Raw genomic sequence first — 25730 nt, 5'->3', positions numbered from 1 at the left:
CAGGCACCGCCGCGGACGGTCGGATACCATCGCCGATCATGAAGTGGACGCAGATTCTCGGTTCCGCCGCAGCGCTGGTCGCGGCCTGTGCGATCGTGTCACCGGCCACCGCCCGGGCCGACGAACCCACCGCCGGCACCGACTGCAACAGCAGTGAGCTGAACCTGACCACCACCAGCACCGCCGGCGAGGGCCTGCGCTGCCTGGCCGACAACCTGCGGGGCTACACGTGGCAGAAGGACGACGGGACCACCCAGAGCCCCGATGACGCCGAGCGCGTCGCCCGGGATGCCTGCGCCAAGCTGCCGCACCACTCCAACCGGTCGAGCTGCCGGTCGCTACTGGACAGCCTGCCGCAGCGCTGAGCCCGCGCGGCTACTTGCCGCGCCAGGTCCGATCGAACGGCAGCCGCCAGGCGTGCGGTGCGATCAGCTGGTGGATGGCGTTCGGCCCCCAGGAGCCGATGTCGTAGCCGTGCACCGGCGGCGGGTCGTCCAGCAGCGGCGCGGAGACCTCCCAGAGCCGTTCGATGCCCTGCGCGTGCGTGTAGAGCGTGTGGTCGTTGTGCATGGCGTCCAGGATCAGCCGCTCGTACGCCTCCAGCACGTCGCCGGCCGACTCCGTCTCGGCCATCTCGAACTGCATGCTGTGCTTGTCGAGCTTCATGCCGGGGCCGGGACGCTTGCCGTAGAACGACAGTGACAGCTTCGACTGATCCGCCAGGTCGAACGTCAGGTGGTCCGGCCCGTGCGCGCCGACGCCCGAACCCGTCGGGAACATGCTGCGCGGCGGTTCCCGGAACGCGATCGAGATGATCCGCTGGCCCTGCGCCAGGCACTTGCCGGTGCGCAGGTAGAACGGCACCCCGGCCCAGCGCCAGTTGTCGATCTCGCATTTCAGCGCGATGAACGTCTCGGTGTCGGAGTCCGGGGCCACCCCCGGCTCGTCGCGATAGCCGCGGTACTGGCCGCGCACCACGTTGCGCGGATCCAGCGGCACCATCGACCGGAAGACCTTGTTCTTCTCGACGCTGATCGCATCCGAGGCCAGTTCGGTGGGCGCCTCCATCGCGACGAACGCCAGCACCTGGAACAGGTGGGTGACCACCATGTCCTTGAACGCCCCGGTCGGCTCGTAGAAGGCGGCCCGACCCTCCAGGGACAGCTTCTCCGGGATGTCGATCTGGATGTGGTCGATGAACGTCCGGTTCCAGATCGGCTCGAACAGGCCGTTAGCGAAGCGGAACGCCAGGATGTTCTGCGCCGGTTCCTTGCCGAGGAAGTGGTCGATGCGGAAGACCTGGGACTCGTCGAACGTCTCGTGGATCGAGGCGTTCAGCGCGACCGCGCTGGCGAGGTCGGTGCCGAACGGCTTCTCCATGATCACCGCCGCGCCGTCAACCAGCTTGGCTTCCTCCAGCATCCGGATCGCCGGGATCGCCGCGGCCGGCGGCACGCTCAGGTAGTGCAGCAGCCTCGGATCTCCGTCGAGTTGTTCGGCCTGCGCCCGCACCGCCGCCGCCAGCGCCTCCGGTCCGGCGCTCTGCGGCACGTAGGTGAGGTTCTGCGCCCAGCCGTCCCGTTCGGCCGCCGACTCCCCGCCGCGCGAGAACTGCTCGCACGCCGAGGATGCGATCTTGCGGAACCCGTCGTCATCGAGCTCGTCCAGCGAAGTGCCGACGATCCGCAGCTGCGGCGCGAGCTTGGACATCGACAGGTGGAACAGGCCCGGAAGCAGCTTGCGCCGCGCCAAATCGCCCGTGGCACCGAATAAAACGACGACGTGCGGTGCGGCGTTGGAAGCTGCCCGACGACTACTGACCATGGTTGCCCCCTCTCGGTTTGCACCCTACCCACGCGGTGGCGTCGCCCTGTCCGGGGGCGGGCCGGTACAGGTCAATAGGCGGGCTGGAACTCACCGGCCTCCACGTCCTCTTCGGCCCGGATCACGTGCACGACGGCGTTGATCAGTGCCAGATGGGTGAACGCCTGCGGGAAGTTGCCCAGATGCCGGCCGGTGCGGGTGTCGATCTCCTCGGCGTAGAGCCGCAGCGGGCTGGCGAAGGCCAGCAGGCGTTCGCAGAGCTGTTTGGCCCGGACCAGCTCACCGATCTCGACCAGCGCCGACACCAGCCAGAACGAGCAGATCGTGAAGGTGCCCTCCTCCCCGACCAGCCCGTCGTCGGTCTCATCGACCTTGTAGCGCAACACCAGTCCATCGATGGTGAGTTCGTCGGCGATCGCCAGCACCGTCGCGCGCACCCGGGGATCGTCGGGCGGCAGGAAGCGCAGCAGCGGGATCATCAGCACCGATGCATCGAGTGCGTCGCTGCCGTACCGCTGGGTGAACACCCCGCGGTGGTCGACCCCGTTGGCCAGGATGTCGGCCTTGATCTCGTCGGCGACCGCGTTCCACTGCTTCGCGTAGGCCTTCTCCCCGTGCAGCAGTGCGAGTTTCGCGCCGCGGTCCAGCGCCACCCAGCAGAACACCTTCGACGACACGAAGTGCTGCGGTTCGCCGCGCACCTCCCAGATGCCGCGGTCGGGGAGTTTCCAGTTCGCGATCGCCTGCTCCACCTGCTTCTTCAGCACCGGCCAGAGCTGTTCGGGCACATGCTCGTCACGCGAACGGGCATGCAGGAACACCGAATCCAGCATCGCACCCCACACGTCGTGCTGCTGCTGCCGGAACGCGCCGTTGCCGATCCGCACCGGCCGTGCACCGTCGTAGCCGGACAGGTGATCCAATTCGGTCTCGGTCAGCGTCTTCTCCCCGCCCACCCCGTACATCACCTGCAGCGTCTGCGCTTTGCCATCCGCATCGATCGCCGCGTCGGACAGGAAGTGGAAGAAGTTGTTGGCCTCCCGGTCCAGTCCGAGCGTGTGCAGCCCCCACAGCGCGAACGTGGAGTCCCGCACCCATGCGTAGCGGTAATCCCAGTTACGCACTCCCCCGGGTGTTTCCGGCAGCGACGTGGTGGACGCCGCCATCAGCGCACCGGTCGGGGCGTAGGTCAGCCCCTTGAGCGCCAGCGCACTCTGCTGCAGGTAGCCGCGCCACGGGTGGTCCGGGAACTTGCCGATCGTGATCCACTGCCGCCAGCATTCGGCGGTCTGCCACCGTTTGCGCAGCGCCTCCTCCTGGGTGCGCGGCGCCGGCAGCGGTGACCAGGACAGTGCGACGAACGCCTCGTCGCCCTCGGTCATCCGGGTTCGGGCGTTGGCCTCCGGCCCCTCGATGCCCAGTCGCAGGCTGGTGGTGAGTTTCAGGGTGGGGTGGCTGCCGTCGGCGCTGCCCGCGCAGGTGGCGGTGGCCTCCTCGTAGACCTCCCCGGTGTACTCCCAGTGCGCTTCCTGGCGGTGATAGTCGAACGCCGGCTCGCAGCTGACCTCCACCTCGACGGTGCCGCTGACGCACCGGATGGTGCGCAGCAGGATGTGCTCGGCGTCCCAGTCGGTCGGCGCACGGCGGTGGGTCCGCGACCGTTTGTCGGTGTTGTGCCAGCCGCCCATCACCAGGCAGTCGTGCACGGTCAGCCAGCCGGTCTCGGTCTGCCAGGTGGTCTCCACGATCAGCCCGCCGGGCTGGTAGATGCGTTGCGACGGCACGCTCTGGCCGTACGGGCCGACCCGGAAGTGTCCGGCGCCGCGGTCCAGGATCGCCCCGAAGACGCTGGGCGAGTCCGGTCGTGGCAGGCACATCCACTCGACCGACCCGTTCGGCGCGATCAGACAGGTGTTCTCGCAGTCGGAGAGGAACGCGTACTCGTCGATCGGCGGGAACGGACTGCGGGTCGACAGCAGCACGTCGAGCGCCCCGGGCTCCGATGGTGGCGGCGCTCCGGACCTGCCGTTAGCACTGATCTCCCCCGCCTGTTTCCTGCTGGTCCCCATGTAGATCATCTTGATCCGCGCACCCCGCGTTTGTCCGGGTTATCAAGCGAGCCATCGGCGGCATCGGCGGACCGGTCACAGCGGCGGTCAGGCCGGACCGGGGCGCGCGCCGGGACCATCGGGGCGCCGGTATCACCGGTCCGACCCCCACCCATCCCACCGGCATTGTTTGTTCCCTTTGAATTTGCCCGCCGGATTCGGTGATGAGCACACCCTGATCGAACACGGTTATCAGAATTCGATTCCATCGGTGACGACGCACGTGAACTGTCGGTTACGGGGCCGCTACGGGTCCGTGTCCAGTACAGGAACGACAGCGTGACCAGCTCGGATGTCGCCCGTCAGACCTGCGGCGGTCGATAGACATCGGAATTGAATTCCCTCAGCAAGTAAAGGTTGTCGATCTCCGGTTGCCTGGATATATTCGCGGCTTGGGGGGATAGTCCGCCCGGGGGGTATCAACACGGGGGCGCGTTTGTGCACATGCACGTTTCCCATTGGGTTGTACCTGTTCAGTAACGAAAGAAGGACCCGATGTCTCGCAAACTGCACAATCGGACGCTCGCCGCGTCCATCGGCATTGCGCTCAGCGCGTTCGGCCTGGGCGCCGGAGTAGCGGGCGCCGATCCAGGCGGTGTCGACGGCAGCGTGAACAGCAGCAGCAGCGACAGTGCCAACCTCGGCCCGTTCAACGGGGGCTTCCAAGAGCACACCGGCACCGACGCCAACCTGGGACCGTTCAACGGGGGTTTTCACGACGGCGACGGCGGCAGTGCCAACCTCGGGCCGTTCAACGGGGGCTTCCAGGAACACAACGGCACCGACGCCAACCTCGGTCCGTTCAACGGCGGCGTGAACGACAGCAGCAGCACCGGCGGCCAGTTCGGTTTCTGACGGCACACCCCGGGGTGGGGCGGGTCCACGTGCCCGCCCCTCCTCGGGGTCACCGCACCCGGCGCGGGCGCCGTTGCCGCCCCGGCCCCCGGTGCGGAATGCGCGTAGGGTCGGGGGACGTGCTGCCGTCCGCAGAGCGACGGGGAAACGGAGTTGACGCCATGACCTTCACCCGCCCGCTCACCGCGGCCGCCGTCGCTGCCGTAGCCGCCGGGATCGCCCTGACCGGCGCATTCGGGGTCGGCATCGCCGCGGCCCAGGTGCCATCGCCGGCACCGCTGTCGCCGAGCCACGACAACCCCGACCCGCAGCTGCCGCCCGGTGTGAAGCTCGATCACCACGACAAGCGCCAGCTCAAGAAGTACCTGAAGGAGCACCCCGAGGCGATCCCGCCCGGCTACGGCCAGCGCTGAGGCTCAGGCCAGGTAGGCGACCGCCTCCCGCAGCCGTTCCGCGGCCGCGCGCAGCGCCACGACGTCCGGGCCCGCCCGCAGCACCTCCCGCGACACCGCCGGCAGCAACTGCCCGGGTGCGGCGCCACCCAGTCCGGCCAGCGCGTCGGGCCGACCACCCTGCGCACCGACCCCTGGCACCAGCACCGGCCCGCCCAGGGCACGGAGGTCGGGCACCTGCGCCAAGGTGGCGCCCACGACGACGCCCACCGAGCCGGGCTGCGGCGCGGCGGCCCGGTTGACCTCGGCCGCGGCGTCGACGATCGACTGCGCGACGGTGCGGCCGTCCGCGGTGGCGGCGCGCTGCACGCTCGCGCCCTCCGGGTTGGAGGTGGCGGCCAGCACGAACACCCCCCGACCGTTTTCGGCCGCGACGTCCAGCAGCGGCTGCAGCGAACCGAAGCCCAGGTACGGCGAGGCAGTCACCGCGTCGGCGGCCAGCGGTGACTCCCCCGCCCAGGCGGCGGCGTAGGCGGCCATCGTCGAACCGATGTCGCCGCGTTTGGCGTCGGCGAGCACCAGCACCCCGGCGGCCCGCAGGGCGGCGATGGTGCGTTCCAGCACCGCGAAGCCGGCCGAGCCGTACGCCTCGAAGAACGCCACCTGCGGTTTGACGATCGCGAACCCGGCGAACGCGGTGACACAGGCGTCGCTGAACGCAGCCAGCCCGTCCACGGTCACCGGCAGGTCCCACGCGGTCAGCAACTCCGGGTGCGGGTCGATGCCCAGGCACAGCGGACCGCGGGCCGCGATCGCGTCGGCCAAGCGACTCCCGAACCCGGCCGGCACTACCGGCCGCCGATGGCGCTGTGCAGTTCCTGCAGCGAGCGCACGCCGATGTCGCCCCGGATGCCGGCCTCGATGCCCTGCACCGCAGCCGCGGCGCCCTGCACCGTGGTGACGCACGGGATGTTCATGCTGACCGCCGCCGACCGGATCTCGTAGCCGTCCACCCGGGGACCGGAGTTGCCGTACGGGGTGTTGATCACCAGATCCACCTCACCGGCCTTGATCGCGTCGACCGCGGACAGCGCCGGCCGGTCCGCACTGGGCTCCTCGAAGTTCTTGCGCACCACGTTGCACGGAATCCCGTTGCGGCGCAGCATCTCCGCCGTCCCCTCAGTGGCCAGCACCCGGAAGCCGAGATCCGCCAACCGCTTCACCGGAAACACCAGGGAGCGTTTGTCGTGGTTGGCGACCGAGACGAAGACCGTGCCCTGCACGGGCAGCGACCCGTAGGCGGCGGTCTGGCTCTTGGCGAACGCCGTGCCGAAGTCCCGGTCGATGCCCATCACCTCACCGGTCGACTTCATCTCCGGTCCCAGCAGCGAGTCGATGCTGGAGCCGTCGGCCCGCCGGAACCGGTGGAACGGCAGCACGGCCTCCTTCACCGCGATCGGCGCCTGCGGCCCGACGGTGGCGCCGTCCCCGTCGGCGGCCAGCAGGCCCTCGGCCCGCAACCCGGCGATGGTGGCACCCAGCATGATTCGCGCGCAGGCCTTCGCCAGCGGGATCGCCGTGGCCTTGGACACGAACGGCACGGTGCGACTGGCCCGCGGGTTGGCCTCCAGCACGTAGAGCACGTCGTCCTTGAGTGCGAACTGGACATTGAGCAGTCCGACGACGCCGACACCGTGCGCGATCGCCTCAGTCGCCGTGCGCACCTTCTCGATGTCGCTGCGGCCCAGCGTCACCGGCGGCAGCGCGCACGCCGAGTCGCCGGAGTGGATGCCGGCCTCCTCGATGTGCTCCATGATCCCGCCGATGTAGACGTCGGTGCCGTCGCAGAGGGCGTCGACGTCGATCTCGATGGCGTCCTCCAGGAACCGGTCGACCAGCACCGGGTGCTCCGGGGAGAGCTTCGTGGCCCGGGTGATGTAGCCGCGCAGCGTCTCCTCGTCGTAGACGATCTCCATGCCGCGCCCGCCCAGCACGTACGACGGCCGGACCAGCACCGGATAACCGATCTCGGCGGCGATCCGCTTGGCCTGCTCGAAGGTGGTGGCGGTGCCGTACCGCGGCGCCGGCAGACCGGCGCCTGTGAGCACGTCGCCGAACGCGCCGCGGTCCTCGGCCAGATCGATGGCCTCCGGTGTGGTGCCGACGATCGGCACCCCGGCGTCGGCCAGGCGGGCGGCCAGGCCCAGCGGGGTCTGCCCGCCGAGTTGCACGATCACCCCCACCACGCCGGGCCCGCCGGCGCCGGAAGCCTGCTCGGCGTAGTAGACCTCCAGCACATCCTCGAACGTCAGCGGTTCGAAGTAGAGCCGGTCGGCGGTGTCGTAGTCCGTGGAGACCGTCTCCGGGTTGCAGTTGACCATCACGGTCTCGAATCCGGCGCCGCTCAACGTGGTTGCGGCGTGTACGCAGCTGTAATCGAATTCGATGCCCTGCCCGATCCGGTTCGGCCCGGAACCGAGGATCAGCACCTTGGGCTTCTCGGTCTGCGGGGCGACCTCGGTCTCGGCGGCCGGGTCCAGCTCGAAAGTGCTGTAGTGGTACGGCGTCCTGGCTTCGAACTCCGCGGCGCAGGTGTCGACGGTCTTGAACACCGGGTGGATGCCGAGGCGGTCGCGCAGCAGTCGCACGCCGTCCTCGCCGGCCAGTTCCGGTCGCAGCTCGGCGATCTGGTGATCCGACAGGCCGCTGTACTTGCACCGGCGCAGCAGGTCACCGTCGAGCACCGGGGTCGCGACCACCTCGGCGCGCAAACTCACCAGGGTGTTGATCTGCTCGACGAACCACGGGTCCACCCCGGACGCCTCGGCGACGGTCTCCACCGGAGCACCGAGCCGCAGCGCCAGTTCGATGTCGTAGAGCCGCCCCTCGACCGGGGTGCGCAGCCGGGTCAGTACGTCCTCGACGCCGCCGTCCGGGTCCGGGGTGGTCCAGAACCCGGCCTTGTCGGTCTCCAGCGAACGCAGCACCTTGCCGAGCGATTCGATGAAGTTGCGGCCCAGCGACATCGCCTCGCCGACCGACTTCATCGTGGTGGTCAGCCGCGGGTCGGCGCCGACGAACTTCTCGAACGCGAACCGCGGCGCCTTGACCACGACGTAGTCCAGTGCCGGTTCGAAGCAGGCCGGGGTCTCCCCGGTGATGTCGTTGATGATCTCGTCGAGGGTGTAGCCGATCGCCAGCTTCGCGGCGATCTTGGCGATCGGGAACCCGGTCGCCTTGGACGCCAGCGCCGAAGACCGCGACACCCGCGGGTTCATCTCGATGACGATCAGCCGGCCGTCGCGCGGGTCGATGGCGAATTGGATGTTGCAGCCGCCGGTGTCGACGCCGACCTCGCGCAGAATCGCGATGCCCAGGTCGCGCATCGTCTGGTATTCCCGGTCGGTGAGTGTCATCGCCGGGGCGACGGTCACCGAGTCGCCGGTGTGCACCCCCATCGGGTCGACGTTCTCGATCGAGCAGACCACGACGACGTTGTCGTTGCCGTCGCGCATCAGCTCGAGCTCGAATTCCTTCCAGCCGTAAATGGATTCCTCGATCAGCACGTTGGCAGTCGGGGAGGCGGCCAGCCCGTCGCCGGCCATCCGCTCCACCTCGTCGAGGGTCTCGGCCATGCCCGAGCCGAGTCCGCCCATCGTGAACGACGGGCGCACCACCACCGGCAGTCCCACCTCGGCGACGGTCTCGCGGACCTCGTCCATCGTGTAGCAGACCCGGGAGCGGGCCGATTCGCCACCGACCTTGGCGACGATGTCCTTGAACTGCTGGCGGTCCTCGCCGCGCTGGATCGCCTCGAAGTCGGCGCCGATCAGCTCCACGCCGTAACGCTCCAGCACCCCGTTCTCATGCAGCGCGACCGCGGTGTTCAGCGCGGTCTGTCCGCCCAGTGTGGCCAGCAGCGCGTCGATCTTGTTGCCGCGCTCGGCTTGCTGGGCGATCACCTTCTCGACGAACTCCCAGGTGATCGGCTCGACGTAGGTGTTGTCGGCGTACTCCGGGTCGGTCATGATCGTGGCCGGGTTGGAGTTGACCAGACTGACCTGCAGTCCCTCGGCCTTGAGCACCCGGCACGCCTGGGTTCCCGAGTAGTCGAACTCGCAGGCCTGGCCGATCACGATCGGCCCGGAGCCGATCACCAGGACGTGGTTGAGATCGGTACGGCGCGGCACTAGCTCTCTCCTCTACTTGCGCGAGCGTGCACAAATGTGCGGCAAATCCCAGGTCGCAGCGGACATTTCTGCACGCTCGGCGGAGATGGGGTCATTACTTCTCCCCTGCCATCAGGTCGACGAACTGGTCGAACAGGTATTGCGCATCGTGCGGTCCGGCCGCGGCCTCAGGGTGGTATTGCACCGAGAACGCCCGTCCGTCAGCCAGTTTCACTCCTTCGACGACGCCGTCGTTGGCGCAGGTGTGGCTGACCAGCCCCGGCCCGAAGTCGGTGTCGAACCGCTGGCCGGCCTCGCCTTCCAAGGCGAAGCCGTGGTTCTGCGCGGTGACCGCCACCCGCCCGGTGGCGTGGTCGATCACCGGGATGTTGATGCCCCGGTGGCCGAAGACCATCTTGTAGGTGGACAGGCCCAGTGCGCGGCCGAGGATCTGATTGCCGAAGCAGATGCCGAACAGCGGGATTCCCGCGCCCAGCACCTCCCGGGTCACCGCCACCAGGTGGTCGGCGGTGGCCGGGTCGCCCGGGCCGTTGGACAGGAACACCCCGTCCGGCTTCAGGTCGACGATCTGCTCGAACGTCGCCGACGACGGCAGCACGTGGCTGCGGATGCCGCGCCGGGCGAAGTTGCGCGGCGTGTTGGTCTTGATCCCCAGATCCAGCGCTGCGACCGTGAAGCGGTGCGCGCCTTCGGGTTCCACCACGTAACCGGTGTCGGTGCTGACCTGGCCGGCGAGGTCGGCGCCGAGCATCGACGGCTGGCTGCGGACCCGGCTGAGCAGTTCACCGGCATCCGGCGAGTGGGCCAGCGCCGGACCGGAGAACACCCCGGCCTTCATCGAACCGTGGCTGCGCAGATGGCGCACCACGGTCCGGGTGTCGATGCCGGCGATCCCGACGATGTTCTGGCGCACCAGTTCGTCTTCCAGCGTTCCGGTGGCCCGCCAGTTCGACGCCCGCGGCGACGGGTCGCGCACCACATAGCCGGCGACCCAGATCTTCTCGTCGCGACTCTCGCCGTCCTCGCCGTTCCAGCCGGTGTTGCCGATCTGCGGCGCGGTGGCGACCACGATCTGCCGGTGGTAGCTGGGGTCGGTGAGCGTCTCCTGGTAGCCGGACATGCCGGTGGAGAACACCGCCTCCCCGAGGGTCTGCCCGAGTGCACCGAACGGCACACCGGTGAAGGTCCGGCCGTCCTCCAGGACGAGCACGGCACGGGGGTCGGTCATTGTTGCTCCTCTAACCAGCGGGTGTACTCAGCACGGTCGTCGGCCCGGAAGCCGGTGTCGATCTCGGTGCCCGACGGCAGGCGCCAGCGGATCGCCAGCACACCGTCATTGTTTCGGGTCGGGATGGCGCGGCCGACGATGCCGCGTTCGGTGCGGACCGCGATGATCGAGTCCTGCGGAATCCAGATCGGCCGGCCGCCGCTGCGCTGCACCATGATTCCCTGCGCGTAGCGGGTCAGCACCGCCTTGGTGCGGTAGCCCAGATCGCCCACCACCACCCGGTCGTTCCACTTCGGGGCCAGCGTGCAGCCGATGTACACGCCGCGGGTTTCGGCGACGGTGGGTGCGCTCACCGTGTCGGGAACCGGGGGCAGCGTGCCGATCAGCGCCTCCTGCAACCGGCCGCGGTGCTGCCAGCCGCGCATCATCGCCCGCATCAGGAACCCGATCACCACCACCAGTACGGCGGCGAAGATCAGCGAGCCGACCATTGTTCCGGTGTTCACCGCGGGGTCTCCCCGTCTCGGGCGGTGATCTTGCCGCGCAACAGGGTTGCGGTGACGACGGCGGGCAGTTCCATCGCCTCATACGGGGTGTTCGCCGACCGGCTGGCCAGGTGCTCGCCGTCCACCGTCCAGCGGGCGGCCGGGTCGACCACGGTCAGGTTGGCCGGCTCGCCCACCGCCAGCGGCCGGCCCTGATCGGGCAGACCGACGATCTCAGCCGGGCGCTCGCTCAGCACCCGGGCGATGTCACGCCAGGTCAGCAGGCCCGGCTCCACCATGGTCTGTACCACCACCGACAGCGCGGTCTGCAGCCCGAGCATGCCGGGCCGGGCGGTGGCGAACTCGCAGGTCTTCTCGTGCTCGGCGTGCGGGGCGTGATCGGTTGCCACGCAGTCGATGACGCCGTCGGCCAGCGCCTGGCGCAGTGCCTGGGCATCGGATGCCTCCCGCAGCGGCGGGTTGACCCGGTTGCGCCCGTCGTAGTCACTCAGCCGACTGTCGTCGAGCAGCAGGTGGTGCGGGGTGACTTCGGCGGTGACCGAAATCCCCTGCGCTTTGGCCCATTTCAGCAACTCCACGGTGCCGGCTGTGGAGGCGTGGCAGATGTGCAGTCGGGCGCCGGCGTCACGGGCCAGGATCGCATCCCGGGCGACGATCGACTCCTCCGCCGAACGCGGCCACCCGGCCAGCCCCAGCTTCGCGGCGTTCGGCCCCTCGTTGGCGACCGCGCCGACGGTCAGCCGCGGCTCCTCGGCGTGCTGGGCGATCAGCACCCCCAGCCCGGTGGCGTACTCCAGCGCCCGGCGCATCACCAGCGGATCGGCCACGCACACACCGTCGTCGGAGAACATCCGCACCTGCGCGGCACCGGCGGCCATCAGACCCATCTCGGTGAGCTGGGCACCGCCCAGGCCGACGGTGACCGCCCCGACCGGGTGCACGTCGACCAGGCCGACCTGCTGCCCGCGCTGCCAGACGTGCTCCGTGACCACCGGGTTGTCGGCGACCGGGTTGGTGTTGGCCATCGCGAACACCGCGGTGTAGCCGCCGAGAGCCGCTGCCGCCGAACCGGTCTCGATGTCCTCGGCGTACTCCCGGCCGGGTTCGCGCAGGTGGGTGTGCAGATCGACGAAGCCGGGCAGCAGCACCTGACCGGACGCGTCGATGATCTCGGAACCGTCGGGAACCGCAAGGCCCACACCGATTTCGGCGATCTGGCCGTCAGCCACCAGCACGTCGACGGCGTCGCCCTCACCGTAGAGCCGCACCCCGCGGATCAGCACGCTCATGCTGTTGCCTCCCCTGATCCCGACCCTGATCCCGACCCTGATCCCGCAGAATCGCCGCCCACCAGCAGGTGGAACAGCACCGCCATCCGCACATGCACACCGTTGGAAACCTGTTGCAGCACCGCTGATTGCGGCGAGTCCGCCACCGCCGAGGAGATCTCCATGCCGCGCAGCATCGGGCCGGGGTGCAGCACCACCGCGTGCTCGCCCAGCATCGCCCGGCGCTTCTCACTCAGCCCGTAGCGCACCGAGTACTCCCGGGTCGACGGGAAGAACCCGCCGGTCATCCGCTCGGCCTGCACCCGCAGCATCAGCACCGCATCGGCGGCCGGCAGTTCGGCGTCGAAGTCGCTGGTCACCGTCACCGGCCAGTCGGTCACCCCGGCCGGCAGCAGGGTCGGCGGCGACACCAGCACCACCTCCGCGCCCAGGGTGGTCAGCAGGCTCACGTTGGAGCGGGCCACCCGGGAATGCACGATGTCGCCGACGATCACCACCCGGCGGCCCTCGATGCCGCCGAGGCGCTGCCGCAGCGTCAGGGCGTCCAGCAGCGCCTGGGTCGGGTGCTCGTGCGTGCCGTCGCCGGCGTTGATCACCGCCGGGCCGCCCCCGTCGAGCTCGGCAGTCCACTCACTGAGCAGATGCGCGGCACCCGAGGCTGGGTGGCGGATGATCAGCGCATCCGCGCCGGCGGCCCGCAGCGTCAGCGCGGTGTCGCGCAGCGACTCCCCCTTGTTCACCGACGACCCGGAGGCGCTGACGTTGATCACGTCGGCGCTCATCCATTTGCCGGCCACCTCGAACGACACCCGGGTGCGGGTGGAGTTCTCGTAGAACATGGTGATGACGGTGCGGCCGCGCAGGGTGGGGAGCTTCTTGACCTCGCGGCCGAGCAGGGCTTCGGCGAACCGGTCGGCGTCGTCGAGGATCGCGGTGGCCTCATCGCGGCTGAGGTCGCCGGCGGCCAGCAGGTGCCGGGTGGTCATCGGGAGATCACCACCGCATCACGGTCGTCGTCTTCACTGAGCAGCACGTGCACGCTCTCCCCCCGCGCGGTCGGGACGTTCTTGCCGACGTAGTCGGCGCGCACCGGCAGCTCCCGGTGGCCGCGGTCCACCAGCACCGCCAGCTGCACGATCGCCGGGCGGCCCACGTCACGCAGCGCATCCAGCGCGGCGCGCACCGACCGTCCGGCGTAGAGCACGTCGTCGACGAGGATCACCAGCGCGTCGTCGATGCCACCGGCCGGGATCGACGTCGTCTCCAGCGGCCGCGGCGGCTTGGTCATCAGGTCGTCGCGGTACAGCGTGATGTCCAGGGAGCCGCAGGGCACCTGAACGCCGCAGAATTCCGCGATCTTGGCGGCCAGCCGCTCGGCCAGGGTGACGCCGCGGGTCGGGATGCCCAGCAGCACCACTTTTGGGGGGCCGGCTGGGTCATCCAGGGCGGTCTTCTCGATGATCTGGTGCGCGATGCGCGAAATGGTGCGACTCACGTCCGCCGAGGACATCAGTTCTCGGTCGGTGCTGGAATTACCGGCAGCGCCCATGGGAAACCGCTGGACCTCCTTCTCCGCCTCACGGGACGGCTCGTTAAAGGATGTCGAACTGTCCGGCAGCCTAACACCGGCGATTAGCCTGGGCGAAATGATCGACCGACACGAGGGCATGCCCCTCGACTTCGACGCCCTCTACCGCGGGGAGAGCCCCGGCGAGGGGATTCCCCCGATGCCGACGCCGCCGTGGGACACCAAAGCCCCCAAGGAGAACGTGCTGGACTGGCACCGTCTCGGGCTGGTGCACGGGCGGGTGCTTGACATCGGCTGCGGTCTCGGCGACAACGCCGTCTACCTGGCGCAGCAGGGCTTCGACGTGACCGGACTGGACATCTCGCCGGCCGCGCTGGTCACCGCCGGGCAGCGCGCCGCCGCCGCGGGCGTGCAGGTCCGGTTCGCGGTCGCCGACGCCACCACGCTCGACGGCTACACCGACGCGTTCGACACCGTCGTCGACTCCGGCATGTTTCACTGCCTCGACGGTGTGAGCCGGCGCCGCTACGCCGCCGCGGTGCACCGGGCGACCCGGGCCGGGGCGTCGCTGCTGCTGTCCTGCTTCTCCGAGGAGAACACGCCACCCGCGCCGGAGCGGCCGCGGCCGACGGTCTCCGAGGCCACGCTGCGCGACGTGCTCGGCGAGGCCGACTGGGAGATTGCATCGCTGCAACCGGTGACCGTGCACCGGCAGGGCTGGGGCGGCGACATGAACTTCTGGTACGTGAACGCCCGTCGGCGCGACGGCTAACCTGGCCCGGTGAATCTCGACCCCAACCAGGCGGCCATCACCGAGGCCTGTGACGCAGGACTGCTGGCCGGTGCGGTGACGCTGGTGTGGCAGCGCGGACAGGTACTGCAGGTCAACGAGATCGGGTACCGCGACGTCGGTGCGGGGCTGCCGATGACCCGCGACACGGTATTCCGGATCGCCTCGATGACCAAACCGATCACTGTCGCCGCGGCGATGAGCCTGGTCGACGAGGGCAGGCTGCACCTGGACGATCCGATCGCCCGATGGCTGCCCGAGTTCGAACGGCCGACGGTGCTGGTCGATCCGGCCGGGCCGGTGGAGCAGACCGTGCCCGCCGGGCGGGCGCTGACCGTCGATGACCTGATGACCCATCGCAGCGGCATCGGCTACGGGTTCACCGTGTCCGGCCCGATCGCCCGGGAGTACCAGCGGTTGCCGTTCGGCAGGGGCCCGGAGGCCTGGCTGACGGCGCTGGCCGCGCTGCCGCTGGTGCATCAGCCCGGTGAGCAGGTCACCTACGGTCAGGGCATCGACGCGCTCGGCGTGCTGCTCGCCCGCATCGAGGGCAAACCGCTGCCGGCGGTGCTCGACGAGCGGATCCTGGGTCCCCTGGGCATGGCCGACACCGGGTTCTTCATCTCCCCGGCGGCCCGGCGGCGCGCGGCGACCATGTACCGGATCGGCGCCGATGGCCTGCACGACGACGCCATGGGTCCGATCCCGATCGCTCCCCCGGTGTTCCCCAACGCCGGCGGCGGACTGCTGTCCACCGCCGACGACTACCTGGCGTTCACCCGAATGCTGTTGGCGGACGGCGAGTTCGACGGGATGCGGGTGCTGTCGGCGGAGTCGGCACGAGCGATGCGGACCGATCGGCTCACCGACGAGCAGAAGCGCCAGCAGTTCCTCGGTGCGCCGTTCTGGGTCGGTCGCGGATTCGGGTTGAACCTGTCGGTGGTGACCGACCCCGCGAAGTCAGGACCGCTGTACGGGCCCGGCGGGCTGGGGACGTTCAGCTGGCCGGGCGCCTACGGCACCTGGTGGCAGGCGGACCCGGCCAACGACCTGATCCTGATCTACCTGATTCAGAACTCGCCGACGCTGACCGCCGACGCCGCCGCCGAAATCGCCGGCAACACCTCGCAGGCGGCGCTGCGGGTCGCCCTGCCCCGGTTCGTGCGCCGCACCTACCGGGCGCTGGGGCTGTGATCGGGCCAGGCGGATCGGTTCGGTGATCGCCGCCGACGGCGCCGGGTTCGGTGCCGCCGGCGGGCGCGGCCGGTGGTCGAACTCGATGCGGTCGACGTCGACGGTGCCGGTACGCACCGCGCGCAACTGGGCGCCCAGGTACAGGCCGATCCCGGCCAGCAGGTAGCCGATCAGGATCAGTACCGGTCGGGCACCACCGTGTCCGTCGAAGAACGTGACGTCACGCAGCAGCGCGCCGGTGGCGCCTGGCGGCAGCAGTTGACCGAACTGCCCCCACGGCGACGGCAGCAGTTCGGGGGCGCTGGCCAGCCCGGACAGCGGGTTGCCCAGCAGCACCAGCAGCACCGCGGCGATGCCCAGGCCGGCGCCGCCGAGCAGTTCCCGCAGGCCCAGCACGGTGAAGCAGGTGGCGGCGATCCCGAGCATTCCGGCGAGGCTGGTCAGCAGGTAGTTCCCGTCGAAGGTGCCGATCACGAACTGCAGGCAGCCGACCACCGCCAGGCCGCCGACGACGGCCACCCCCACCGCGGCGACCGCGCGCCGGCGCGGGTCGGGTACCAGCAGCATGATGATCATTGCGCCCATCCAGCCACCCAGCGCCAGCGGCAGCGCCCCGGCGGCCAGCCCGGTGCCGCGAGGGTCCCGGGCGGGAAACGCCCGCAGGTCGACCGGGTGCACGCTGCGTCCGGTCGCAGCGGCGACGCGCTGTCCGAGCCCCTGGACCAGGGTGGCGACGGCCGGTCCGGCTGCGGTCGCATACAGCACGTCCACGTCGCTCATCCCGTCCAGCACCAGCGCCCCGTAGATGTCGCGGTCGGTGATCGCCTGGCGCGCCTGCGCCTGCGACGCGAAGATCTCCACGGCGAACCCGGCGGCGCCGCGTTCGAAGGTCTGGATCTGTTCCGGGGTGCCGACCACGCCGATCGGCACCCCGTGCGGGGCCGAGCGGGACGCCGGTAGGGCGAAGGCGATCACCATGATCGTCAGCAGCGCCGCGGTTCCGACGATGGCGGCCGCCGCTTTGACCCACGGGTTTGCTTGCGCCGCATCAGGATTGGCTGTGGTCATGTAGGGTTCCTTGCCGAGGTGAGGTATGCCGTTGTCATGTCGGCGATTTCGCGGGCCCAGCCGTCCCAGTCCAGGCCGTCCGGCCACCAGCGGATGATCGCGGTGCGGTGCACGGCCGCGCCGGCGACGGTGCGGAATGCGATGCGCAGCGCCCGGTCGGGATCGGGGTGGGCGATCTCGCCGCGATACGGGGTGATCGTGTCGAGGAAGCGCTGCTGCAGACCGGCGAGCACCTGACCGGCCTGCTCCGGCGCCTCCGGCACCCGGGAGCCGGCCAGGATCACCGGGATGACCTGGCCGCTGCCGGCCAGGATCTCCCCCAACGCCCCGGTGAACGCGGCGAGCACCCCGGCCACCGACGGTGCGGCGCCGGCCAGTGCGTCGTCGACGGCGCGCTCCATGCGGGCCAGCAGATCCTGCCGGACCGCCTGGATCAGCTGGTCCTTGCCGGCGAAGCGCCGGTACACCCCGCCGACGGACACCCCGGCGTGCTCGGCGACCCGGGCGATGGTGAATTCGTCGACCCCGTCGTTGATCAACACGTCCTCGGCTGCGGTGAGCAGCCGCTGCAGGGCGGCGCGGCTGCGGGCCTGCTGCGGTGCGGGCATGCCGGTGGTTTCGGCGTTCTCGGCGGCCATGAGCTCAGGCCGCCGCGGTGATGTCGGCGTCTTTGAGCCGCGCGCTGCGACTGCCGGCCACGATCCGGGTGAACAGCGGCTGCGCCCAGGATAGTTGCCGAATGCGGGTCATCACACCGCGGAACACGAGTTCGGTGCGGTTGTCGGGCACGAAGAAGAACCGTTGCCGCACAACGAATCCCTGATAGGCGGTGACGTACGGCCGCAGGATGCGCTCCCACTCGCTCAGCGCCCGGTCCAGGTCGTCGCCGTAGCGCGCCAGCATGGTGCCGAGCAGGTCTGGTCCGGCCAGCGAGGAGGACACCCCCATCCCGGAGTACAGCGTCTCGCACCAGGCGGCGTCACCGACCAGCACCACCCGGCCCCGCCGCCAGCTGTCCATGTGCACCTGCTCGACGGAGTCGAACAGGAACTCGCCGGCGACCTCGAAGGCGTCGAGCACCTCGCCGAGCAGCCGGCCGGTGGGCTGCGGCCCGAATGCCTTGCGCAGCCGGGCAATCGGCGGCTCGCTGAACTCGGCGTCGACGTCGTCGGTGTAGTAGGACAGCAGCGCGGTCTGCGGATGGTCGCGGAACGGGTAGACGACCAGGGACCGGCCCGACTCGACCAGGAAGGCGCCGTCGTCGGCGGCGAGATCGCTGAGACCCCGGGGCAGTTCGAAGGTCGCGATCATGTGGTCGAGCCGGCGCAAGTAGTTCTCGGCCGGACCGAACACCAGGCTGCGCACGCCCGAGCGCACCCCGTCGGCACCCACCACCAGGTCGAAGTCCTCGGTGACCAGTTTCCCGTCGGCGGTGCCCCGCAGCGTCACCGCCACGCCGTCATCACGCTGGACGATCTCGGTGGGCACGGTGGCGTAGCGGATCTCGACGTCGTCGGGCAGCGCGGCGAACGCCGCCGCCTCGACGTCGCCGCGCAGCGCGGTCCACGCCTCACCGGGCAGGTCGTTGAAGCTCAGCCCCACCCGCCGGTTGCCCTTGCGGTCATAGTCGTAGACCGCCCCGGTGGGCCGGCGGTCGTGCAGATGCTCGGCGATGCCCAGTCGCGTCGCAGCCTGCCGTCCAGACCCGAACACCCCGACGAAGTACCCGCCACGACGCCGGCCTGCCGCCCGTTCGACGAGCACCGGGGTCCAGCCGATCTGGCGCAACCGCACCGCGGCGGCCAGGCCGCTGATGCCCGCGCCGACGATCAGGGCACGACGGTTGGTCATGACACTCCTCGAAGCAGAACGTGAATATCGCTTCCGATATTAGGTCGACGGGCCGACCGTCGTCAACAGCACGGCATCCGGGCGCTGGAGCGCTGAGCCCCGCGCGCCGAGTGGAAATTCAGGCACGCTGATCTCGGCAGGTCCGATGCCGGATACCCACTCGGCGAGGTGGGCGGCTGTTAGCCTGCGTCACCATGAACCCCTGGCAGCAGCCGCCCGGCCAGCCGAACTGGGGCCAACCCCCGAGTCCCTATGGCGCACCCCTGGGCCCTCCAACCGGTCAGTCGTCGGGCCCGAGCGGACGCACCGCCATCGCAGCTGTGGTGCTGAGCTTTCTCGGCTGCGCGTTCTCGCTGGTGTACATGGGGTTCTGCGTCATCGTGGCCGCCGATACGGGCGACAGCGCCGCTGCCAGGTTTTTCGGTGCGGTCTCCGGACTGACAGCATTCTCAGTCGCGCTCGGGCTCCTGGTCGGCGGGATCATGCTGGCCCGCCGGCGATTGCCCAGCCGGGCCATCATCACCGCGGCGTGCTTGGTCACGAACTTCGCCGTCATCGGAACCGTCATCTGGACGAGGATGCAGACCACCGGGAACAACGACGGCCCAGAGATGGTCGCCGTCGTCAGCGGATTCGCCCTCATCCCCATCATCGCGTCCGTCTCGACCATCGCCTGCGCATTCACCGACGCCACCCGGCAGTGGTTCCTGGCCGCACCCCCGACCCCACCGCCGCCGCAGACCAATCCCTGGTACCCGCCGCACCCCGGCTGACGCCGCGATCGGCGACGGCACCCTGTCGGCATCCCGAACATGAACCCCGGCTGTCCGGGCTACCCCCGCCGAGACCGAACGCTCAGATCATCGCGACCGGTGAGACCTGCACCCCGGCTTCCAGCGCCCCGGCCAGCTCACGGGCCACGTCGTAGTCGAAGACCACATGCCCGCAGATGACGTCGACATCGCGTTTGATCCGCTGCAGTGGGTTGTCGAGGAACTGCGCACTGGCCCCGGACGCCGCCAGCAGATCGGTGATGACCGCGCGGGACTCATGCACGATGTGTGCGGCGGCGGCCCGCGCGTCGGCGCGGGTCGGCCGGTCGCAGTGCCCGCCGCCGGCGGCGATGTCCTGGATTCGGGCCACCGTGGCGTCGAGCAGACCGTGCAGCGCCCGCAACCGCACCCGGGCGTCCGCCAGCCGGATCTGGGCGGCTGGCTGATTCTTCTGCGCCGCACCGGAATACGCCAGCACCCGCCGGCTCAACCGCTCGGCGTAGAGGTCGGCGGCGCGCTCGGCGCCGCCCAGCGCCGGCATCGCGGCCAGCAGTGCCAGCGCTGGCACCATCGGCCAGCGATACGCCGACCCGTCGCACAGCGCGGCACCGGGCGCGTTGCCGCGGTAGACGTCGGCGACGTTGACCACCCGGTGTCCGGGCACCAGCACATCGGCGACGGCGACGTCGTTGGATCCGGTGGCGCGCATGCCGGCGGTGTGCCAGACGTCCTCGACGACGGTATCGACGGCCGGCAGCAGGACCAGCGCCGGGTACGGCGCGTCATCCAGGCCGCAGAGCGCACCGACCATGATCCAGTCGGCGTGGGCCACCCCGGTCGCCCAGGACCATCGGCCGCTCAACCGGATACCGCCGTCGGCCGGCACCCCGCGCCCGGTCGGGGCCAGCGGCGCCGGGCAGAGCACCGGGCCGTCGGCCAGCACCTCATCCTGGGCACGCTCACCGAACAGCGCGATCATCCAGTTGTGCAGGGTGTAGAAGCCCAGCGTCCAGGCGCTGGAGACGCAGCCGTGCGCCATCCGGCGAACCGGGTCCAGGATCTGCGGGAAATCCGCCTGTGCGCCGCCGTGGCGGGCCGGCACCAGCAGGCCGGCCAGCCCGGAGGCGCGGTAGTCGTCGATGGTGGCCGCTGGCAGCCGACGCAGCCGTTCGGCCTCGTCGGCGCGATCGGCCAGTCCGTCGATGAATTCAGCGGTGACCTGCGGCAGCGTGGGCGTTCCCGTCACACGCCGGACCATACCGTACCTTTCGGTATGGAGTGGTCAGTGTCGCAGCATCAGGTCGAGGAAGCTCTCGTGCCGCTCGGCCTGCTGCGAGCCGGGACTCCGCCCCGCCAGGTGCAGGAACCCGATCCCGGCGGCGAAGGTGGCTTCGGCGCGCAGGTCGGCATCGTCGGGGCTGAAGCCGTCGTCGACGAACACCTGCCGCACGGCCGCCAGCACCCGGCGGTCGGAAGCCCGCACCGCGGCGGCAACCGAGGCATCCGAACGCGCCCACTCACGCATCGCGCGCTCCAGCATCCAGTGCCGGGGGGCGATCAGCGCGGCCATCATCGCCGACAGTCGCTGCCGGGGCGGGCCGGAGGCGTCGTCGAAAAAGCTGCGGTCCTGGTCCTGTACCGCCGCGAAGGTCTCGGTCAGCGCGCCGCGATAGGTCGCCAGGTCGGCGAAATGCCAGTAGAAACTGCCCTTGGTCACCCCGAGTCGGCTGCAGAGCCGGCTGATGGTCAGCGCTTTGATGCCCTCCTCGGCCAGGATCGCGAACCCGGCCGCAACCCAGTCGTCCACCGACAGTCGCGGCGGCCCGATGGTGCTCATCGCCGGTCAGCGTAGTCGGGCGCGCCCGCTGCCCGGAACCGATCGCGGTCGCTAGCCTCGGGGCGTGGAGTTGCTGATCGCGGTCAACCCGAACCCGGAGTCGCGGCTGCGCTACCTGCTGCGGCTGCCGCTGGGCGGCGGGCAGGTGTTCGCCACCTCCGATGTATGGCCGCGCACCAAGGCGCTGTACTGCCACCCACTGCCCGCCGGGGACTGGCCGGCGGACCCCGAGTTGATCGAGACCGTCGAACTGCGGTCCTGCACCCGGCGCGGCGCGGCGATCGACGTGGTGGCCGCCCGGGCCCGGGAGAACCGCTCCCAGTTGGTGTTCACCACCGCCCGCGGGCGCGACGTGGTGTTCTGGCAGAGTCCGCGCACCGCCAAGCAGTCCCGACCCGGGGTGCGCACCCCGACCGCACGGGCCGCCGGACTGGCCGGCCTGGATGTCGTCGTCGACACCCGGGAGCGCTACGGCTACACCTTCGCCGGGATGCCGGTGAGCATCACCCGCGCCGCCCTGCAGTGCGGCGACTATGGGCTGACGATCGAGGGCCGGCTGGTCGCCGCGGTGGAACGCAAGTCGCTGGCGGACCTGACCGCCGGGCTGCTCAACGGCAAGCTGAAATACCAGCTCACCGAGTTGACGACGCTGCCTCGCGCCGCAGTCGTCGTCGAGGACCGGTTCTCGGAGGTGTTCACCCTGACCCATGCCAAGCCGGCGGCGGTCGCCGACGCCCTGGCCGAACTGCAGATCGCGTTCCCGACGGTGCCGATCGTGTTCTGCCAGACCCGCAAGCTCGCGCAGGAGTACACCTACCGCTACCTGGCGGCCGCGCACAACTGGGCTGTGGACGCCGGTTATGCCGCAACCACTTTGGGCGCTGATGAGTCGATCGCAGCCGCCCCGGCCCGGCCCGAGCCGCGCACCGCCGACGTCCGCGCCTGGGCGCTCGCCACCGGGCTGGCGGTCTCCGACCGGGGCCGGTTGCGCCCCGAGATCATGCAGGCGTGGCGCGACGCGCACCAGTGAGCACGCGCCCAACGTGAACACAGATTCACGCTCGAAGTACGAGCGTGAGCGTAGGTTCACGCTCGGCGCGGCGGGTGGCGGCTCACGCCGAACCAATCCCGATCAGCGCCCGGCCGCGATCCGGGCCAGCGCCTCCGCGGTGAACACCGACAGTCCCAGGTCCGGGTTGTAGCCGTGAATCTCTTTGACGTCGAGTTCCGCCAGGAACACCAGGATCTCCTTGGAGACCACCTGGCCGGGCACCAGGACCGGGAACCCCGGCGGATAGGGCACCACCAGCGTCGTCGACACCAGCGTCGCACCCTCCGCGATCCGCCGGCCGGCCTCCCCGATCAGCACGTGCTCGCGGTCGCCCTCGGCGTAGCCGTCGTAGAACGCCGCCCGCATGTCACCGAACGCGCAGGCCGGATCCGGCCGGAACGTCGCGTCGAACTCACTGAAGTCCGGCAGATGCGGCAGACCCTCGGTGATCTCGGCGACCCGACGCTGGTGCAGTGCCAGATCGTCGGGGCCGGCGCCGTCCTGCTCGCGCTCCAACTCGGTGGCGATCCGGCGCAGCACGTCGAGCAGGAAGTGCACGCTCGACCAGGTGACGCCGATCGTGAAGATCAGCAGCACCGAGTTGATCGACGTCTTGTTGATCTGAATCCCGAACTGCGCCATCAGGATCTTCTCCCGGAAGTCGTAGCCGTTCATCCCGGTCTTGCCGATGAACAGCGTGACCCGGGTCGGGTCGAGGACGAACTCGTCGGACCGCCACGCCTCGTTCCACTCGGTCAGCAGGCCCTCCCGCACCTGTCGATATGAGCTGACCCCCGACTCACGGAACTCCTCGGGAATCAGGTCCGCCTCGTCGAGGATGTGAAACCACTTGCCGATCAACCGATCCCGACGCACCCGATGCCGGAACACCAGCGCCATGTCGTAGACCCGGCGGACCATCAGGAACCCCTCGATGTCGACCTGCCGCCGGGCCAGATCCAGCGACGCCAGCAACTGCTGGTTGGGCGAAGTGGAGGTGTGGGTCAGAAACGCCTCCGCGAACGCGTCCCGGCTGCGGGCGTTGAAGTCCCGGTCCCGGACGTGGATCATCGACGCCTGCCGCAGCGCCGACAGCGACTTGTGCGTGGAATGCGTGGCGTACACCCGGATCCGGGCGAGTTCGGGGTCCGGCAGCAGCCGGTGATTCACCCACTCGCTGCGCGGCACACCGGCCATCGACTCCCGCCACGCTTCATACCGGGCGGCGTAGGACTCCGACGCCAGCTCGGCCTCCAGCGCCTGGGCCGCCACCATCGCGGTGCGCTGCCGCGCCCAGGGCACCGCGGTGGCGAACGCGTACCACGCCTCGTCCCACAGGAAGCAGATGTCCGGCTTGATCGCCAGCACCTCCGCCATCACCCGGCGCGGGTTGTAGACGACGCCGTCGAAGGTGCAGTTGGTCAGCAGCAGCATCCGCACCCGGTCCAGCTGCCCGGCGGCCTCCAGATCCAGCAGCACCTGTTTGATCGTGGCCAGCGGCACCGCGCCGTAGATCGCGAACGGTGCCAGCGGGTAGGCGTCCAGGTAGAGCGGATAGGCGCCGGCCAGCACCAGGCCGTAGTGGTGGGACTTGTGGCAGTTGCGGTCGATCAGCACGATGTCGCCGGGCCGGGTCAGCGCCTGCACGACGATCTTGTTCGCGGTCGACGTGCCGTTGGTGACGAAGTAGCTGTGGTCGGCGTTCCAGGTGATCGCCGCCTTGTCCATCGCGGCGCGGATGGTGCCGTGCGGTTCCAGCAGCGAGTCCAGCCCGCCGGAGGTCGACGACGTCTCCGCCATGAAGATGTTGCGGCCGTAGAACTCCCCCATGTCCTGCAGTGAGCGGGAATTGAAGATGGAGGCACCGCGAGCCACCGGCAGTGCGTGGAACTGGCCGACCGGCTCGGCGGCGTACGCCCGCAGCGCGTCGAAATACGGTGTGGCGAACCGTTTCCGGATGCCGGCAAGCACAGTCGAGTGCAGGTCGGTGACGTCGTTGAGCCGGTAGAACGTGCGGTCGTAGACGTCCGGCTCGTCCTCGGTGTCCGCGGCGATCGACTCGTCGGTGAGCAGGTACAGGTCGATGTGCGGGCGCAGTTCCCGCATCCATTCGGCGCACTCGATCACGTCGTAGCTGTGGTCGGTGACCGGAGTGTCGTCGGCCGCGCCGATCAGGTTGGTCATCAGCGGCACCGGGTCGGCCGACCGCAGCGGTACATCGTCGCGGATGATCGCCGCCTGGATCTCGCCGTTGAGCGCGACCGCGGCGATGGCGTCCTCGACGCTGGAGACCACCAGCAGTTCGATCTGCACCTCGTCACCCGGCTCACGCAGGTCACGCAGGCTGGCGGCCAGGCTGTCGGGTGCCTCCGACGGCGTGCCGTCGGCCAGCAGCACCGTGTAGAACTGCTGATGACGGGCCTGGGCGAGCAGTTCCTGGTCGGCCAGCGGGGTCGAGGTGTCGAACAGCGCCGCCCGGTCGCCGTACTCCGACAGCAGCCGCACCGCCAGCGCCACCTCGTCGGAGAGCCCGACGGTCGCCATCGCGGCCAGCTTGTCGCGGCAGTCGGCGACGGTCGCCGCGCCCGGGAAGAGCCAGTACCGCTCGTAGCTGCCGATCCGGTCCAGCAGCCGTCTGACCCGTGTCGCATGGTGACCGGTGTCGGCTCCCGCCCGGTCCACCTCGGCCAGTTCGCGGCACGCGTCGTCGAGCATGTTCCAGGTGTCGACCCGCGAGTACGACGGGTTGGCCACCGCCGCCAGCGCGGACACCCTCAGTCGCCGGCCGCGGCCGTCATCTCGGACCATCCCGCCAGTGTGGTCTCGATCCGGCCGGCCTGGGGCGGCTTTCGCCGACGCGGCGGGCTGCCATGCGGTATGACGATAGGCAAGGGCCGGAAGGCCTGCGAGTCAGGAGATTAATGCCATGGTCGGAACAGCTTCGCCCTCGGTAACGTCGGTCGCGTGGTTGAGACAATCGTGAACGCGAACGAATACATCGCCGCCATCGCCGGCGCCGACGACGCGCAGGAGGCCTGCGACCGGCTGACGGCGGCGGGGCATCAGGCGGCCGTGCAGGACGACTCGGTGGTGATCGGCGACGGCGAGGCCAAAGCCGTCCCGTTCGAGGGCACGAACCAGATCGGCGACCAGTTCTTCCTGTGGTGCATCCACGATGCGTCCGACGAGCTCGTGCTGTGCGTCCCTCGGGGCAAACAGGGCAGCTGCCCGCCCCGGCACTAGCGG

The 25730-nt window shown here is 69.9% G+C and carries 23 protein-coding genes; 8 read left to right on the top strand and 15 right to left on the bottom strand.

The features are described 5' to 3' along the window. Positions 1 to 38: 38 nt before the first annotated feature. Complete coding sequence (locus KIH27_RS01145) at positions 39 to 365, top strand: hypothetical protein (protein WP_214091062.1); 327 nt, start codon at positions 39 to 41, stop codon at positions 363 to 365. A gap of 10 nt (positions 366 to 375) precedes the next feature. On the opposite strand, the gene zwf is transcribed toward KIH27_RS01145, so the two are convergent. Further along, positions 376 to 1824: a glucose-6-phosphate dehydrogenase gene (gene zwf, locus KIH27_RS01140; protein ID WP_214091061.1), complete on the bottom strand. Its 1449-nt coding sequence runs from the start codon at positions 1822 to 1824 to the stop codon at positions 376 to 378. 71 nt (positions 1825 to 1895) lie between these two features. Further along, on the bottom strand, positions 1896 to 3893 hold the full coding sequence (locus tag KIH27_RS01135; RefSeq protein ID WP_214091060.1) for a glycoside hydrolase family 15 protein: 1998 nt from the start codon (positions 3891 to 3893) through the stop codon (positions 1896 to 1898). Between the two features lie 534 nt (positions 3894 to 4427). Between KIH27_RS01135 and KIH27_RS01130 the strand changes: the two genes are divergently transcribed. Then, positions 4428 to 4787, top strand: coding sequence for a hypothetical protein (locus tag KIH27_RS01130; RefSeq protein ID WP_214091059.1), 360 nt, complete (start codon positions 4428 to 4430; stop codon positions 4785 to 4787). Between the two features lie 161 nt (positions 4788 to 4948). Then, the gene (locus tag KIH27_RS01125; protein WP_214091058.1) at positions 4949 to 5200 is read left to right on the top strand and encodes a hypothetical protein; all 252 of its coding nucleotides are present in this window, start codon (positions 4949 to 4951) and stop codon (positions 5198 to 5200) included. Between the two features lie 3 nt (positions 5201 to 5203). Here the strand turns inward: KIH27_RS01125 and pyrF are convergent, their stop codons facing one another. The 7 genes from pyrF to pyrR all read right to left on the bottom strand — a co-directional run bounded on the left by pyrF (position 5204) and on the right by pyrR (position 13941). Next, on the bottom strand, positions 5204 to 6028 hold the full coding sequence (gene pyrF, locus KIH27_RS01120) for an orotidine-5'-phosphate decarboxylase (RefSeq protein WP_214091057.1): 825 nt from the start codon (positions 6026 to 6028) through the stop codon (positions 5204 to 5206). Further along, positions 6028 to 9369, bottom strand: a complete 3342-nt coding sequence (gene carB / locus KIH27_RS01115; protein WP_214091056.1) for a carbamoyl-phosphate synthase large subunit — start codon at positions 9367 to 9369, stop codon at positions 6028 to 6030. Before carB ends, pyrF begins: the two co-directional genes overlap by 1 nt. A gap of 94 nt (positions 9370 to 9463) precedes the next feature. Further along, entirely contained in the window at positions 9464 to 10597 is a 1134-nt protein-coding gene (carA, locus tag KIH27_RS01110; protein WP_214091055.1) for a glutamine-hydrolyzing carbamoyl-phosphate synthase small subunit, read from the bottom strand. Beyond that, entirely contained in the window at positions 10594 to 11103 is a 510-nt protein-coding gene (locus KIH27_RS01105) for a PH-like domain-containing protein (protein ID WP_214091054.1), read from the bottom strand. Before KIH27_RS01105 ends, carA begins: the two co-directional genes overlap by 4 nt. Continuing rightward, a complete protein-coding gene (locus KIH27_RS01100) occupies positions 11100 to 12392 on the bottom strand; it encodes a dihydroorotase (protein WP_214091053.1) in 1293 nt (430 codons plus the stop codon). The genes KIH27_RS01105 and KIH27_RS01100 overlap by 4 nt, the downstream gene beginning before the upstream one ends. Further along, positions 12389 to 13378, bottom strand: a complete 990-nt coding sequence (locus tag KIH27_RS01095; protein WP_214091052.1) for an aspartate carbamoyltransferase catalytic subunit — start codon at positions 13376 to 13378, stop codon at positions 12389 to 12391. Before KIH27_RS01095 ends, KIH27_RS01100 begins: the two co-directional genes overlap by 4 nt. Continuing rightward, positions 13375 to 13941: a bifunctional pyr operon transcriptional regulator/uracil phosphoribosyltransferase PyrR gene (gene pyrR, locus KIH27_RS01090; RefSeq protein WP_214091051.1), complete on the bottom strand. Its 567-nt coding sequence runs from the start codon at positions 13939 to 13941 to the stop codon at positions 13375 to 13377. Before pyrR ends, KIH27_RS01095 begins: the two co-directional genes overlap by 4 nt. Before the next feature lie 97 nt (positions 13942 to 14038). On the opposite strand from pyrR, the gene KIH27_RS01085 reads away from it, so the two are divergent. Then, positions 14039 to 14692, top strand: coding sequence for an SAM-dependent methyltransferase (locus tag KIH27_RS01085; RefSeq protein ID WP_372451280.1), 654 nt, complete (start codon positions 14039 to 14041; stop codon positions 14690 to 14692). Between the two features lie 9 nt (positions 14693 to 14701). Next, a complete protein-coding gene (locus KIH27_RS01080; RefSeq protein WP_214091050.1) occupies positions 14702 to 15904 on the top strand; it encodes a serine hydrolase domain-containing protein in 1203 nt (400 codons plus the stop codon). Between the two features lie 1064 nt (positions 15905 to 16968). On the opposite strand, the gene KIH27_RS01075 is transcribed toward KIH27_RS01080, so the two are convergent. From KIH27_RS01075 to KIH27_RS01065, 3 genes are all read right to left on the bottom strand, one after another. Beyond that, positions 16969 to 17610, bottom strand: a complete 642-nt coding sequence (locus tag KIH27_RS01075; protein WP_214091049.1) for a TetR/AcrR family transcriptional regulator — start codon at positions 17608 to 17610, stop codon at positions 16969 to 16971. 4 nt (positions 17611 to 17614) lie between these two features. After that, entirely contained in the window at positions 17615 to 18823 is a 1209-nt protein-coding gene (locus KIH27_RS01070; RefSeq protein ID WP_250149358.1) for an FAD-dependent monooxygenase, read from the bottom strand. A gap of 280 nt (positions 18824 to 19103) precedes the next feature. Further along, a complete protein-coding gene (locus KIH27_RS01065) occupies positions 19104 to 19391 on the bottom strand; it encodes a hypothetical protein (protein WP_214091048.1) in 288 nt (95 codons plus the stop codon). 10 nt (positions 19392 to 19401) lie between these two features. Between KIH27_RS01065 and KIH27_RS01060 the strand changes: the two genes are divergently transcribed. Next, on the top strand, positions 19402 to 19596 hold the full coding sequence (locus KIH27_RS01060; RefSeq protein WP_214091047.1) for a hypothetical protein: 195 nt from the start codon (positions 19402 to 19404) through the stop codon (positions 19594 to 19596). Between the two features lie 82 nt (positions 19597 to 19678). On the opposite strand, the gene KIH27_RS01055 is transcribed toward KIH27_RS01060, so the two are convergent. Together KIH27_RS01055 and KIH27_RS01050 are read right to left on the bottom strand one after the other, a co-directional pair. After that, a complete protein-coding gene (locus KIH27_RS01055) occupies positions 19679 to 20854 on the bottom strand; it encodes an acyl-CoA dehydrogenase family protein (protein WP_214091046.1) in 1176 nt (391 codons plus the stop codon). Between the two features lie 24 nt (positions 20855 to 20878). Then, positions 20879 to 21433: a TetR/AcrR family transcriptional regulator gene (locus KIH27_RS01050; protein ID WP_214091045.1), complete on the bottom strand. Its 555-nt coding sequence runs from the start codon at positions 21431 to 21433 to the stop codon at positions 20879 to 20881. A gap of 64 nt (positions 21434 to 21497) precedes the next feature. Here KIH27_RS01050 and KIH27_RS01045 point away from each other — a divergent pair, with 64 nt between their 5' ends. Continuing rightward, positions 21498 to 22463, top strand: coding sequence for an ERCC4 domain-containing protein (locus tag KIH27_RS01045; RefSeq protein WP_214091044.1), 966 nt, complete (start codon positions 21498 to 21500; stop codon positions 22461 to 22463). Between the two features lie 102 nt (positions 22464 to 22565). Here KIH27_RS01045 and KIH27_RS01040 read toward each other — a convergent pair whose 3' ends face one another. Further along, a complete protein-coding gene (locus tag KIH27_RS01040; RefSeq protein ID WP_214091043.1) occupies positions 22566 to 25292 on the bottom strand; it encodes an aminotransferase class I/II-fold pyridoxal phosphate-dependent enzyme in 2727 nt (908 codons plus the stop codon). A 156-nt stretch (positions 25293 to 25448) separates the two neighbouring features. Between KIH27_RS01040 and KIH27_RS01035 the strand changes: the two genes are divergently transcribed. Beyond that, complete coding sequence (locus tag KIH27_RS01035) at positions 25449 to 25727, top strand: hypothetical protein (protein ID WP_214091042.1); 279 nt, start codon at positions 25449 to 25451, stop codon at positions 25725 to 25727. Positions 25728 to 25730: the final 3 nt, after the last annotated feature.

The sequence above is a fragment of the Mycolicibacter acidiphilus genome, from assembly GCF_018455725.1.
Taxonomy (GTDB): Bacteria; Actinomycetota; Actinomycetes; order Mycobacteriales; family Mycobacteriaceae; genus Mycobacterium; species Mycobacterium acidiphilum.
This window is presented reverse-complemented; position numbering and strand designations above follow the sequence as displayed.